This window comes from Streptomyces sp. enrichment culture (assembly GCF_964273255.1).
Classification (GTDB): Bacteria; Actinomycetota; Actinomycetes; order Streptomycetales; family Streptomycetaceae; genus Streptomyces.
This window is the reverse complement of sequence record NZ_OZ186835.1, coordinates 1,396,295-1,409,509: the sequence shown is the minus strand read 5'-3', so window position 1 is coordinate 1,409,509 and position 13,215 is coordinate 1,396,295. Positions and strand designations below refer to the sequence as shown.

Below are 13,215 nucleotides of genomic sequence, written 5' to 3'. Positions count from 1 at the left end.
TGAGCGCGCGCTCAGGCCCATGCTACTTGTGGGTAACGTAGCTGCCCAGTCCCGCTGCTCCAAGCGGCGAAGGTCACACCCGCCCGGCGGATGCGCCGCGCCCGGCGGACGGGCCCGCGACGGCTACGCGTCCTTCGCCCTGAGCGCGTCGACCAGGACCGGGGTCACCAGCTCCACCTGCCACGGACGGGCGCCGTGCCCGGCGAGGGCGGCGCCCACGGAGGCGGCGTCCACGTCCGCCGGGGGCTCCCAGCACACCCGCCGCACCGTGTCCGGCGTGATCAGGTTCTCCTGCGGCAGGTTGAGCCGCTCGGCCAGGGCCGTCACACCGGCCCGCGCGGCGGAGAGGCGGGCCGCGGCGGCCGGGTCCTTGTCGGCCCAGGCGCGCGGCGGCGGGGGACCGTTCACCGGCTGGCCCGGCTGGGGCAGCTGCGACTCGCTCAGCGCCTTCGCCCGGTCGACGGCCGCCTGCCACTGCTCCAGCTGGCGCCGGCTGGTGCGCTGCCCGAAGCCGTTCAGCGCGCCGAGCGCCCGGGCGTCGGCGGGCAGGGCGAGGGCGGCCTCGACGATGGCCGCGTCGGAGAGCACTTTGCCCGGCGAGACGTCCCGGCGCCGGGCGATGCGGTCCCGGGCCTGCCACAGCTCCCGCACGACGGCCATCTGGCGGCGCCGGCGCACCTTGTGCATGCCGGAGGTGCGTCGCCACGGGTCCTTGCGGGGCTCGGGCGGGGGAGCGGAGGCGATGGCGTCGAACTCCTGGCGGGCCCACTCCAGCTTGCCCTGGCGCTCCAGCTCCTTCTCCAGCGCGTCCCGCAGGTCGACGAGCAGTTCGACGTCCAGGGCGGCGTAGCGCAGCCACGGCTCGGGCAGCGGCCGGGTGGACCAGTCGACGGCGGAGTGGCCCTTCTCCAGCACGTAGCCGAGGACGTTCTCCACCATGGCGCCCAGGCCCACCCGGGGGAACCCGGCCAGGCGTCCGGCCAGCTCGGTGTCGAACAGGCCGGTCGGCCGCATCCCTATCTCGCGCAGGCAGGGCAGGTCCTGGGTGGCGGCGTGCAGCACCCACTCGGTGCCGGCCAGCCCCTCGCCCAGTGCGGACAGGTCGGGGCAGGCGACGGGGTCGATCAGCGCGGTCCCGGCGCCCTCGCGGCGCAGCTGGACCAGGTAGGCGCGCTGGCCGTACCGGTAGCCGGAGGCGCGTTCGGCGTCCACGGCGACCGGGCCGCTGCCGGACGCGAACGCGTCGGTCACGGCGGCGAGGGCCGCCTCGTCGGCGACGACGGGCGGGATGCCGTCACGGGGTTCCAGCAGGGGGGTCGGCGCCTCCGTAGCAGAAGATCGGCCGTCGTCCGGAGGGGCGCCTCCGGTGGTTCGCAGTGAGCTGTCTGCTGCGGTGTCGTGGGCGTCGGTCACCTGTCAAGAGTATCCGGGTCACGCGGGCGCCCGCCGACGGAACGTTACGTCGGCGGGCGCCAGGGGGTCGGGAACCGGTCAGTCCGGTGAACGGGACGGTGCGCAGGGACGAGGGACGGAGGGGGAGGGGGCCGGGGAGGGGGTGGAGGGAGGGGGGACGGGACGGCCGGGGGTCAGTGGATGATGCCGGTGCGCAGGGCCACGGCCACCATGCCCGCGCGGTCGCCGGTGCCCAGCTTGCGGGCGATGCGGGCGAGGTGGCTCTTGACGGTCAGCGCGGACAGGCCCATCGAGACGCCGATGGCCTTGTTGGACTGGCCCTCCGCCACCAGCCGCAGCACCTCGACCTCACGGCCGGACAGCTCGCGGTAGCCGCCCGGGTGGCTCGGGGCACCCGGGGGGCGGCGGTGCAGCCGTGCGGCGGCGGCACCGATGGGGGCGGCACCGGGCCGGGTGGGGAGCCCGAGGTTGGTGCGGGTGCCGGTGACGACGTACCCCTTCACTCCGCCGGCCAGTGCGTTGCGCACGGCGCCGATGTCGTCGGCGGCGGACAGCGCCAGCCCGTTGGGCCAGCCCGCGGCACGGGTTTCGGAGAGAAGGGTGAGGCCGGAGCCATCCGGCAGGTGGACTTCGGCGACGCAGATGTCGCGGGGGTTGCCGATGCGGGGACGAGCCTCCGCGACGGACGAGGCCTCGATCACGTCACGGACACCGAGCGCCCACAGGTGGCGGGTGACGGTGGAACGGACGCGGGGGTCGGCCACGACGACCATGGCGGTCGGCTTGTTCGGGCGGTAGGCGACCAGGCTTGAGGGCTGCTCGAGGAGAACGGACACCAGGCCTCCTGGGGTGCGGGACGGGGCCGGCTCGTGGGGGGTGAAGCCGGGACGAACCGTGCTTTCAAGGTCACAGTCGTCTTCGGCATCGAACCCGGTCTCCTTTAGAAAATGATCACTTTTCAGTGAGTAGTAATGCGTTCAATTCGGACACACTGTCGATCATTCGAAGATCGAACGGTTTCGGTCCACGTCGCAACGCTTCCGAAAGTGGCCGTATCGACAAAGTGACGCGCGCGGAGCGCCCCGCGAGGCCCCCCGGGAAAGCCGGAGGGGAGGGCCCCCGGGCGGAGCGGAGGATCAGTGCGACTGCGGACCCCTGCGCTGCGGGAGCGTCACCACCGACGCGTCCCCCGACGCGGCCGGCGGCAGCCCCGCCACCTGCGCCAGCAGGTCGCACCACGACACCAGGTGGGTCGCGGTGTCCGGCACCCCGCCCCGCCCCTCGCGCGGCGTCCACGAGGCACGGATCTCGATCTGCGAGGCCGACGGACGCTCCGACAGGCCCCCGAAGTAGTGCGAACTCGCCCGCGTGACGGTGCCGCTCGCCTCGCCGTACGACAGGCCGCGCGCCGACAGCGCCCCGGTCAGCCAGGACCAGCACACGTCCGGCAGCAGCGGGTCCGCCGCCATCTCCGGTTCCAGTTCGGCGCGCACCAGCGTCACCAGCCGGAAGGAGCCCTGCCAGGCATCGTGCCCCGCCGGGTCGTGCAGCAGCACCAGCCGCCCGTCCGCCAGGTCCTCCTCCCCGTCGACCACCGCCGCCTCCAGCGCGTAGGCGAAGGGGGCCAGCCGCTTCGGCGCGGGTGTGGGGTCCACCTCGATCTGCGGCCGCAGCCGCGCGGTCCGCAATCCCTCCACCGCCGCCCGGAAGGGGGCTGGGAGCCCGTTCCCGGGTCCGGGATCGTCCCCCGTGACCTTCCCTTCGTCCATTCCGCCAGCGCCGTCCGACAGTCGTCCCTGAGCCGCAGCCATGCCGGGAAGATTAAGGGGAAGCGGGCCCCGGCGCAGGGAGGGACACCCGGCCCGCCGGACGCTGTCCGGATCATGGTCGGCGGGCGGGCGGCGCACCCGCCGCACGGCCGGCGGGTGACCCCGGCCACCAGGGCCGCCCCGGGGCCGGACATCCCCCGCGACATGGGACACTGGCCGGTGTGAGTGCCAACCTGAGCCCGACGGGCGACCAGCCGACTTCGACGTACGACAGTGCCTTCCTCAAGGCGTGCCGGCGTGAGCCGGTGCCCCACACCCCGGTGTGGTTCATGCGCCAGGCCGGGCGCTCACTGCCCGAGTACCGCAAGGTGCGCGAGGGCATCGGCATGCTGGAGTCCTGCATGCGCCCCGACCTGGTCACCGAGATCACCCTCCAGCCGGTGCGCCGCCACCAGGTCGACGCGGCGATCTACTTCAGCGACATCGTCGTCCCCCTCAAGGCGATCGGCATCGACCTCGACATCAAGCCCGGCGTCGGACCGGTCGTCGAGCAGCCGGTGCGCACCCGCGCCGACCTCGCCCGCCTGCGCGACCTCACGCCCGAGGACGTCGGCTACGTCACCGAGGCGATCGGCCAGCTCACCCGCGAACTCGGCAGCACCCCGCTGATCGGCTTCGCCGGGGCGCCGTTCACCCTCGCGAGCTACCTCATCGAGGGCGGCCCGTCCCGCACCTACGAGAACGCCAAGGCGATGATGTACGGCGACCCGGAACTCTGGGCCGACCTGCTCGACCGCCTCGGGGAGATCACCTCCGCGTTCCTGAAGGTGCAGATCGAGGCCGGCGCCTCCGCCGTCCAGCTGTTCGACTCCTGGGCCGGCGCGCTCTCCCCGGCCGACTACCGCCGCTCGGTGCTGCCCGCCTCGGCGAAGGTGCTGGAGTCCGTGGCCGGCCACGGCGTGCCGCGCATCCACTTCGGTGTCGGCACCGGTGAGCTGCTGGGCCTCATGGGCGAGGCGGGCGCGGACGTCGTCGGCGTCGACTGGCGCGTCCCGATGGACGAGGCCGCCCGCCGCGTCGGCCCGGGCAAGGCGCTCCAGGGCAACCTCGACCCGACGGTGCTGTTCGCCGGCCGCGAGGCCGTCGAGGCGAAGACCCGCGAGGTCCTGGCCCAGGCCGAGGGCCTGGAGGGCCACATCTTCAACCTCGGTCACGGCGTCATGCCCAACACCGACCCGGACGCCCTGACCCGCCTGGTCGAGCACGTCCACACGGCGACGGCCCGCTAGGGACGGCCCGCCAGGGGTCGTCCGACAACCCCTGGCACCGGCACACGGCACGCCCCCGCCTCCGCGCCTCCACGCGCCGGACGCGGGGGCGTGCCGTCCGTGTGCCCGGCCCCGGATCCGCCCGTGGCGGCGCGGTCCGCGCCCCCAACTCCCCCTGGAGCAGGGTGACTCGGAGGACCGGGAGGGGGCGTGGCCGGGTGGGCCACGGGTGTACCGTGCCGTCCGACGGACGGAGTGAACACATGAGCGAGCGCAGGGACGAACCGGGTGAGGTGCGCGACAGCCCCACCGGCTGGGTGGCCGGCCACGTACGCCGGTACGTGGAGAGCGACGGTGCCCGCGGACACATCTGGTACGGGAAGCCGACGCTGCTCCTCACCACCCGGGGACGCCGGTCCGGCGTCCTGCGGCGCACCGGCCTGATCTACGGGGAGGACGCGGGCAACTACGTCGTCGTCGGCTCCAACGGCGGGTCCGACCGGCACCCCCACTGGTACCTCAACGCGCTGGCCGAGCCCCGGGTGCGGGTGCAGGTGGCCGCGGAGAGCTTCGACGCGGTCGCCAGGGAGGCGGAGGGGGAGGAACGGGCCCGCCTGTGGGAGGCGATGGCCGTGATCTTCCCGCAGTACCTGAGCTACCGGCAGCAGACCGCGCGGCGGATGCCCGTCGTGGTGCTGGAGCCGTGGCGGCCCGCCCGGGGCTGACCGCCTCAGCGCGCCCGGCGTCCGAAGAGGACGCCCGGGGGCTCCGGGGGCGGTGGCGTGCCGGGTTTCAGGGGCCAGGCCAGGAGCATGCCGACGACGAATCCGGCGACGTGGGCGACGTAGGCGACGTCGACCGTGGCGGAGACGCCCTGGCCGGCGGAGTAGAGGGCCTGGAGGACGAACCAGGACCCCAGGACGACCCAGGCCGGCAGCCGCAGGGGCAGGAAGATCAGGAAGGGCACCAGGACCCACACCCGCGCCCTCGGATACAGCACCAGATAGGCGCCGAGCACCCCCGCCACCGCGCCCGAGGCGCCCACCAGGGGGTCGTCGGAGCCCGCGTACAGCAGGGCGAAGGCGTAGGAGGCCGCGTAGCCGCAGACGACGTAGAACAGCAGGTACCGCACGTGTCCCATGCGGTCCTCGACGTTGTTGCCGAAGATCCACAGGAAGAGCATGTTGCCCAGCAGGTGCAGCCAGCCGCCGTGCAGGAACATCGAGGTCAGGACGCTCAGCTCGGGCGACTTGGTGTAGCCGGGCGGGCCGATCACGCAGCCCGGCCCCTGGGGCCCCACGCCGGTGTCGCCGGTGGGCACCAGCTCCGGCATCCGGTGGTGGATCAGTTCGCGCGGCACCACCGCGTACTGGTCCAGGAACGCCTGGAGGCGGCAGAGCTGCGCCAGTCCGCCCTCGCCCATCACGCCCAGCGCGCCGGGCGTGAGGAACACGAAGACGGCGACATTGGCGGCGATCAGCGCATAGGTGACCCACGCGGTGCGCCGGACGGGGTTCACGTCATGGACGGGGATGACCACATTCCACCTGTGCCCGGACGGCGGTGGGTGAATCCGGGACGGCGCTGAACACCGCCGTCCGGCGGTGCGTATCCCTCCTCGACCGCCCGCGGCGCGGGGAAGGGGCCGCGGGGCCGTGGGGCCGACGTGAGGAACAGACGATGAACGACCGTGGTACGGCTGCGATGCACGCGCTGCCCGACGGCGAGGCGGAGCTCACGCTCGTCGTGCGGCTGCCCTGGGAGGACGTCGCCCGGCTCGGCCAGGAGGCGGGGCGGCTGGCCGCCCAGATGCAGCGGCCGGTGACCCTGGACGAGGCGGTCGGGCACCGCCTGCGGTCCGCGCGGGCCGCCGCCGCGCACGCCAAGCCGGCCGGGGAGCAGCCGCCGTCGGCCGTGCCCTCGGCGTCGGCCGGGGCGGCCCCGGTGGCGTCGTCCGGGCCGGTGTCCTCGCTGCCGTCCCGCGCGCCGTCCGAGCAGGCCCGGCAGGCCATCGAACGGATCAACGGCTCGGCGTAATGCGGCCAGCCGCCCCTCTGTCCGCCAGCGCCGCGGCGTCCGCCACCGCCGCGGCTCGCACCCCGGGGCGGCGCGCCTGCCGGGGCGACGGCCGGGAGCGGTGGTGGCCGCGGGCCGTGGCGTCGGGCACCCGTGGCGGGGGCCCGGCCCGTCGCGTGGCGGAAGCCGCCCGGTGGGGCCGGCCGGTGGGGCCGCCCGGGCCGAGGGCGGGCGGCCCCCGCCACGCGCCGGGCGGCACGCCCGGGCGTGCGGTGCGTCAGCGTCCGGCGGCCCGCAGCTTCGACGTGGCCTTGCGGGCCGCCACCTGCACCGGGTCCCAGGTCGGGGAGAACGGCGGGGCGTAGCCGAGGTCCAGGGCGGTCATCTGCTCGACCGTCATCCCGGCCGTGAGGGCGACCGCGGCGATGTCCACCCGCTTGCCCGCGCCCTCCCGGCCGACGATCTGGACGCCGAGCAGCCGGCCGGTGCGCCGCTCGGCCAGCATCTTCACCGTCATGGGGGACGCCCCCGGGTAGTAGCCCGCCCGGCTGGTCGACTCGATGGTGACCGTCTCGAACCGCAGCCCCACCCGCAGGGCGTCCTTCTCCCGCAGGCCGGTGCGCGCGATCTCCAGGTCGCACACCTTGCTGACCGCCGTCCCGACCACGCCGGGGAACGTGGCGTAGTCGCCGCCGGCGTTGGCGCCGATGATCTGGCCGTGCTTGTTGGCGTGCGTGCCCAGCGGGATGTGCCGCTCCTGGCCGGAGACCAGGTCGAGCACCTCCACGCAGTCCCCGCCCGCCCAGATGTCCTCGTGGCCGCGCACCCGCATGGACCGGTCGGTGAGGAGCCCGCCGTACCGGCCCAGCGGCAGTCCCGCGGCCCGCGCGAGCCCCGTCTCGGGCCGGACGCCGATGCCCAGGACGACGACGTCCGCCGGGAACTCGGCGTCCGCGGTGGTGACCGCCCGCACCGCGCCGTCGTCCCCGGTGAGCAGGCCGGTGACCTCGGCGTCGTTGACCATGGTGATGCCCATGCCCTCCATGGCCCGGCCCACGAGTTCGCCCATGTCCGGGTCGAGGGTGGCCATCGGCTGCCGGCCGCGGTTGACGACCGTCACCTCGTAGCCCCGCTTGAGCATCGCCTCGGCCATCTCCACGCCGATGTACCCGGCACCGACGACCACCGCGCGCCGGCCCCGGGTGCGGGACAGCGTGTCGAGCAGGTCCTGTCCGTCGTCCAGGGTCTGCACCCCGTGCACCCCGGGGGCGTCGATGCCGGGCAGGTCCGGGCGCACCGGCCGGGCCCCGGTGGCGATCACCAGCTTGTCGTACGACGTCCAGGACTCGGCCCCGGAGTCGACGTCCCGGGCGCGCACGCGGCCCGCGGCGGCGTCGATCTCCGTGACCTCGGTGCGCATGCGCAGGTCGATGTCGCGCGCCCGGTGCTCGTCCGCGGTGCGGGCGATGAGCCGGTCGCGGTCCGGCACGTCGCCGCTGACCCAGTACGGGATGCCGCAGGCCGAGTAGGAGGTGAAGTGGCCGCGTTCGAACGCCACGATCTCCAGCTCGTCCGGACCCCTCAGCCTCCGTGCCTGCGACGCCGCGGACATCCCCGCGGCGTCGCCGCCGATCACGACCATCCGTTCCCGCGCACCGCGCCCCTGACTCGTGTTCATGCCCCCACGCTACGGCGACGGGCGCCCGTGCCGGGCCCGCCGGCTCAGTCCTCGTCGGCGGGCCGCTCCGGCCGGCCCTCGGGGCGCACGGCCGGCGGGGCCGCCGGCGCCGGGCCGGCCACACCGGCGGCGGGCGCGGGCCGCGGGCGGCGCCGCAGACGCGGGCGCACGGCCCAGCGCCACAGCAGCACGAGCAGCGCGACCGCCGCCGCGAACGGCAGGACGGCGCCCAGCCCCACGGTGATCCAGCGCAGCAGGGTGAGGAAGGCGTTCCAGCCGCCGGCGAGCGCGTCCGCGAAGCCGGGGTCGTCGTCCTCCGCGGCCTGCTCCGCCACGGGCTTCTCCGACAGGGTCAGGGTGAGGGTGGCCAGGCCGGTGCGGTCCTTCAGGGACGCCTGCTGGGCGAGCAGCGCCTCCAGGTCGGCCTGACGGGTGCTCAGTTCACCCTCCAGGGTGACCACGTCGCTCAGCTTCGTGGCCCGGTCCATCAGCTCGCGCACCCGCGCCACGCTGGCGCGCTGGGTCTTGATGCGGCTCTCCACGTCCACCACCTGGTCGGTGACGTCCTCCGCCTTCGCGGTGCGCCGCACCAGGGTGCCGGTGCCCTCCAGGGCGGACAGCACCTCGGTGTACCCGGCGACCGGCACGCGCAGCACCACGCGCGTCCGCTCGTGGCCGTCCCGGTCCCGGTCCGTGCTCTCGTCGCCGATGTAGCCGCCCGCGTCCTCGGTGGTGGTGCGGACCTCGTCCAGCGCCTTCGGCACGTCGTCGACCCGCACGGTCAGCGTGGCCGTGCGGATGACGTGCTGCCCGGCGGCACGCGGCGGGGCCGTCGACCGGGCGGCGCCGGACGAGCCGCCGGGGGCGCCCTTCCGCGCGCTCTCGGGCGCCGCCCCGCCGTCCGATCCGGCGCCCGGCGCGTCGGCGCGCGCCCCTGCGGCGCTGTCGGCGCCGTTCCCGCCGCCGTCGCCGCTCCCCCCGCATCCGGTGACGGCGAGCGCCGCGGCGAGCAGGACCCCGGCCAGGGCGTGGGCCGGCCGGGCGGACGTGTGGATGCGCATCTGGTACTCCCCCTGTGGTGATCTCCGACAGTCCTTCGACGCCACCGGGGGCCGGAACGTTTGCCGCCCCCGGTCCCGAACCGGTCACGGTCGGGACTCGGCAGGGCCACATGGCCCTGGCCGGGGAGCCGGGCGGGTCTGAGAGGGTGGGGGCATGAGCGCAACGAGTACCGGTCCCCGGCAGCGGGTGGTCGTCGTCGGAGGAGGCATCGCCGGACTGGCCGCCGCGCACCGGCTCCAGGAGCGCGGAGCACACGTGACCGTGCTGGAGGCCGCCGGACGGATCGGCGGCAAGCTGCTGCCCGGCGAGGTCGCCGGCGCCCGCGTGGACCTCGGCGCCGAGTCGATGCTGGCCCGCCGTCCGGAGGCGGTGGCCCTCGCCCGCGCGGTGGGGCTCGCCGGCCGGCTCCAGCCGCCCGCCACCGCGACCGCCTCGCTGTGGACCCGCGGCGCCCTGCGCCCCATGCCCAAGGGCCACGTCATGGGCGTGCCCGGTACCGCCGCCGCCCTCGCCGGGGTGCTCTCCGACGAGGGCCTGGCCCGCATCGGGCGCGACGCCGACCTGCCGCGCACCGAGGTCGGCGACGACGTCGCGGTCGGCGCGTACGTGGCCGCCCGGCTCGGCCGCGAGGTCGTGGACCGGCTGGTCGAGCCGCTGCTCGGCGGCGTGTACGCGGGCGACGCCTATCGCATCTCGATGCGCTCGGCGGTGCCGCAGCTGTTCGAGGCGGCCCGCACCCACACCTCGCTCACCGAGGGCGTCCGCGCGATCCAGGAGAAGGCCGCCGCCGCGCCCCGCACCGATCCGGTGTTCATGGGCATCGAGGGCGGGGTCGGCACCCTCCCGTCCGCGGTCGCCGCGTCCCTGCGCTCCGGCGGCGCCGAGATCCGCACCGGGACACCGGTGACCGGGCTGCGCCGGGAGCCCGGCGGCGGCTGGCGCGTCGTCACCGGCGACGGGCACCTCACCGCCGACGCGGTCGTCGTCGCCGTGCCCGCCCCGGCCGCCGCCCGGCTGCTGCGCGCGGAGGCCCCGGCCGCAGCCGCCGAACTGTCGGGTGTCGAGTACGCCTCCATGGCGCTGATCACCCTCGCCTACCGCCGCGACCGGGCCGCCCTGCCCGACGGGAGCGGCTTCCTGGTGCCGCCGGTCGACGGCCGCACCATCAAGGCCGCCACCTTCGCCTCGCAGAAGTGGGGCTGGATCGCCGCGGAGAACCCGGAGCTGCTCGTCGTGCGCACCTCCGTCGGCCGGCACGGCGAGACGGAGGTCCTGCGCCGCGACGACGCCGACCTCGTCGAGGTCTCCCGGCACGACCTGAAGGCCGCCACCGGCCTGGACGCCACGCCCGTGGCCACCCGGGTCACCCGCTGGGACGACGGCCTGCCCCAGTACCCCGTCGGCCACCACGCGCGCGTGGCGCGCGTCCGTGAGCACCTCGCCGCCCTGCCCGGCCTCGCCGTCTGCGGGGCGGCCTACGACGGCGTCGGCATCCCCGCGTGCATCGCGAGCGCGTACGCCGCCGCCGACCGGATCCACGAGGACCCGCGCGCTGTGCGGGACCTCACCGCCGACCCGGTGCGGAGCCCGCACCCAGGAGCAGGAGAATGAACGGCATGAGTGACGACGCCACCACCCCCGCCGCCGACCGCATCCCGAACAAGGGCAAGCTGGCCAGGGACCTCAACGAGGTCATCCGCTACACCCTGTGGTCCGTCTTCCGACTGAAGGACGTGCTGCCCGAGGACCGGGCCGGCTACGCGGACGAGGTCCAGGAGCTGTTCGACCAGCTCGCCGCCAAGGACGTCACGATCCGCGGCACCTACGACGTGTCGGGGCTGCGCGCCGACGCCGACCTGATGATCTGGTGGCACGCCGAGGACAGCGACCGGCTCCAGGAGGCGTACAACCTCTTCCGCCGCACCCGCCTGGGCCGCGCCCTCGAACCGGTCTGGTCGAACATGGCGCTGCACCGCCCCGCCGAGTTCAACCGCTCGCACATCCCGGCGTTCCTCGCCGACGAGACGCCCCGCAACTACGTGAGCGTCTACCCCTTCGTGCGCTCCTACGACTGGTACGTGCTGCCCGACGAGGACCGCCGCCGGATGCTCGCCGACCACGGCAAGATGGCCCGCGGCTACCCCGACGTGCGGGCCAACACGGTCGCCTCGTTCGCGCTGGGCGACTACGAGTGGATCCTCGCCTTCGAGGCCGACGAACTGCACCGCATCGTCGACCTCATGCGTCACCTGCGGGCCTCCGAGGCCCGGCTGCACGTCCGTGAGGAGATCCCGTTCTACACGGGCCGCCGCAAGGACCTCTCCGAGCTGGTCGCGTCCCTGGCCTGATCACAGCGCGGGCCGCGCGGGCTCCGGCCCGCCGGCCCGCCCGGCCGGCACCCTCGGGACCGGCTCCGGGCGCGGCGCGCACGACGCCCGCCGCCCGGGCACCCGGCCGTGCAGCAGGTACGCCTCCAGGTGCCCGTTGACGCAGGCGTTCGGGCCGCCCGCGATGCCGTGCGTGCCCGCGTCCCGCTCGGTCACCAGCGCCGAACCGGCCAGCCGGCGGTGCAGCTGAAGGGCGCCCTTGTAGGGGGTGGCCGCGTCCCGCTCGGCGGCCAGGATCAGGGTCGGCGGCAGTTCCCCCGGCCCGGTGCGCACGTCGAGCGGCCGCTGCCGGGGTGCCTGCCAGAACGCGCACGGCAGGTTGGCCCACACGTTGTCCCACGTCTCGAACGGCGCGGTGCGCGCCAGCCGGGTGTTGTCCCGGTCCCACACCGCCCAGTCCGTCGGCCAGGGCGCGTCGTTGCACTCCACGGCCAGGTACACCGCCCGCGCGTTCTCGTTCTCCGCCGCCGCCTCCGGGAGCGGCTCGGCCTGCTCGGTCAGCGGCCGCGGATCGCCCCTCAGGTAGGCGGACAGGGCGTGCGCCCGGTGCGGCCAGTGGTCGTCGTAGTACCCGGCCTGCAGGAACGCCCCGTGCAACTGCCCCGGCCCGACCGTGCCGCCCGCCGGCTCCCGCGCCAGACGGGCGCTCACCTCGTCGTAACTGCGCTGCACGGCCCGGGCGGTGGTGCCCAGCCCGTACACGGCGTGGTGCCGGGCGGCCCACTCCCGGAAGTCCGCCCAGCGGTCCTCGAAGGCCGCCGACTGCGCCAGGTTGTTGCGGTACCAGATCCGCTCCGGGTCCGGGTCCACCGCCGAGTCGAACACCATCCGCCGCACGTGGCCGGGGAACATCGTGGCGTACAGCGCGCCGACGTAGGTGCCGTACGAGGCTCCCAGGAAGGTCAGCCGGCGTTCGCCGAGGGCGGCCCGCAGCACGTCCAGGTCGCGCGCGTTGTTCAGGGACGTGAAGTGGCGCAGCGCCTCACCCGTCCGCTCGGCGCAGCCCCGCGCGTACGCCCGCGCCCGGGCGACGCGTGCGCGCTTGTACGCCTCGGAGGGGTGGACCGGCGCGGCGGTCGGCCCCTGCACCGAGGACCCGGGCTCCACACAGGACAGCGGGGCGGACGGGCCCACGCCGCGCGGGGCGTAGCCGACCAGGTCGTAGGCGGCGGCGAGGCGCTTCCACTCGGGGACCATGCCCATGAGGGGGAAGTACAGGCCGTTGCCGCCCGGCCCGCCCGGGTTGTACACCAGGGCGCCCTGGCGCGGCACCGCCCGCCGGCCGTCGGCGGGGTCCTCGCCGGTGGCGCGGATCCGGCTGACGGTGAGCTCGATCTGCTTCCCGCCGGGCCGCGCGTAGTCGAGCGGGACGCGCACGGTGCCGCACCGCAGGGCGCCCGGCAGGTCCTCGGCGTCCGGGCACCTGCCGAACGTGACGCCCTCGGCGGCGGCGCGCGCGGCGGCCACCGCGGTGCCGCGCAGCTCGGCCGCGCCCGGGGTGCCGGTCGCCGGCGTCGCGGGGGCACCGCCGGCCGGAGCGGCGGCCAGGGCGGTGAACAGCAGGGTCCCGGCGGCCACGTGGACGGCGGCTGGTCTCATCGAGTGTCCCTTCGGCGCACGGC

12 protein-coding genes are annotated in these 13,215 nt (G+C 75.4%); 5 read left to right on the top strand and 7 right to left on the bottom strand.

Annotation, left to right across the window (positions count from 1 at the left end; translation table 11 throughout):
* Window positions 1-123: 123 nt before the first annotated feature.
* From ACSU53_RS06155 to ACSU53_RS06145, 3 genes are all read right to left on the bottom strand, one after another.
* Window positions 124-1,413, bottom strand: coding sequence for an HRDC domain-containing protein (locus ACSU53_RS06155; RefSeq protein ID WP_437025357.1), 1,290 nt, complete (start codon window positions 1,411-1,413; stop codon window positions 124-126).
* A gap of 173 nt (window positions 1,414-1,586) precedes the next feature.
* Window positions 1,587-2,249: a helix-turn-helix transcriptional regulator gene (locus tag ACSU53_RS06150; protein ID WP_006130493.1), complete on the bottom strand. Its 663-nt coding sequence runs from the start codon at window positions 2,247-2,249 to the stop codon at window positions 1,587-1,589.
* 300 nt (window positions 2,250-2,549) lie between these two features.
* Complete coding sequence (locus ACSU53_RS06145) at window positions 2,550-3,224, bottom strand: DUF3000 domain-containing protein (protein WP_437025356.1); 675 nt, start codon at window positions 3,222-3,224, stop codon at window positions 2,550-2,552.
* Between the two features lie 179 nt (window positions 3,225-3,403).
* Here ACSU53_RS06145 and hemE point away from each other — a divergent pair, with 179 nt between their 5' ends.
* Both hemE and ACSU53_RS06135 read left to right on the top strand, forming a co-directional pair.
* Window positions 3,404-4,471 (top strand): uroporphyrinogen decarboxylase, encoded by a 1,068-nt coding sequence (gene hemE / locus ACSU53_RS06140; RefSeq protein ID WP_437025354.1) that lies wholly within the window; start codon window positions 3,404-3,406, stop codon window positions 4,469-4,471.
* 242 nt (window positions 4,472-4,713) lie between these two features.
* The gene (locus ACSU53_RS06135) at window positions 4,714-5,175 is read left to right on the top strand and encodes a nitroreductase family deazaflavin-dependent oxidoreductase (RefSeq protein WP_437025353.1); all 462 of its coding nucleotides are present in this window, start codon (window positions 4,714-4,716) and stop codon (window positions 5,173-5,175) included.
* Between the two features lie 5 nt (window positions 5,176-5,180).
* On the opposite strand, the gene ACSU53_RS06130 is transcribed toward ACSU53_RS06135, so the two are convergent.
* Window positions 5,181-5,990, bottom strand: a complete 810-nt coding sequence (locus ACSU53_RS06130) for a rhomboid family intramembrane serine protease (RefSeq protein WP_437025351.1) — start codon at window positions 5,988-5,990, stop codon at window positions 5,181-5,183.
* Window positions 5,991-6,130: 140 nt separating this feature from the next.
* Here ACSU53_RS06130 and ACSU53_RS06125 point away from each other — a divergent pair, with 140 nt between their 5' ends.
* Window positions 6,131-6,487 (top strand): hypothetical protein, encoded by a 357-nt coding sequence (locus ACSU53_RS06125; protein ID WP_437025349.1) that lies wholly within the window; start codon window positions 6,131-6,133, stop codon window positions 6,485-6,487.
* A gap of 256 nt (window positions 6,488-6,743) precedes the next feature.
* Here the strand turns inward: ACSU53_RS06125 and ACSU53_RS06120 are convergent, their stop codons facing one another.
* Together ACSU53_RS06120 and ACSU53_RS06115 are read right to left on the bottom strand one after the other, a co-directional pair.
* Window positions 6,744-8,144, bottom strand: coding sequence for an FAD-dependent oxidoreductase (locus ACSU53_RS06120; protein WP_437025347.1), 1,401 nt, complete (start codon window positions 8,142-8,144; stop codon window positions 6,744-6,746).
* 44 nt (window positions 8,145-8,188) lie between these two features.
* Window positions 8,189-9,205, bottom strand: coding sequence for a DUF4349 domain-containing protein (locus tag ACSU53_RS06115; protein ID WP_437025346.1), 1,017 nt, complete (start codon window positions 9,203-9,205; stop codon window positions 8,189-8,191).
* 154 nt (window positions 9,206-9,359) lie between these two features.
* Here ACSU53_RS06115 and hemG point away from each other — a divergent pair, with 154 nt between their 5' ends.
* Together hemG and hemQ are read left to right on the top strand one after the other, a co-directional pair.
* Window positions 9,360-10,817 carry a protoporphyrinogen oxidase gene (hemG, locus tag ACSU53_RS06110; protein ID WP_437025344.1) on the top strand — a complete coding sequence of 486 codons (1,458 nt, stop codon included), beginning with the start codon at window positions 9,360-9,362 and terminating at the stop codon, window positions 10,815-10,817.
* A gap of 5 nt (window positions 10,818-10,822) precedes the next feature.
* Window positions 10,823-11,554, top strand: coding sequence for a hydrogen peroxide-dependent heme synthase (gene hemQ / locus ACSU53_RS06105; RefSeq protein ID WP_437025342.1), 732 nt, complete (start codon window positions 10,823-10,825; stop codon window positions 11,552-11,554).
* On the opposite strand, the gene ACSU53_RS06100 is transcribed toward hemQ, so the two are convergent.
* Window positions 11,555-13,192 carry an alpha/beta hydrolase gene (locus ACSU53_RS06100; protein WP_437025340.1) on the bottom strand — a complete coding sequence of 546 codons (1,638 nt, stop codon included), beginning with the start codon at window positions 13,190-13,192 and terminating at the stop codon, window positions 11,555-11,557. It abuts the gene before it with no gap.
* Window positions 13,193-13,215: the final 23 nt, after the last annotated feature.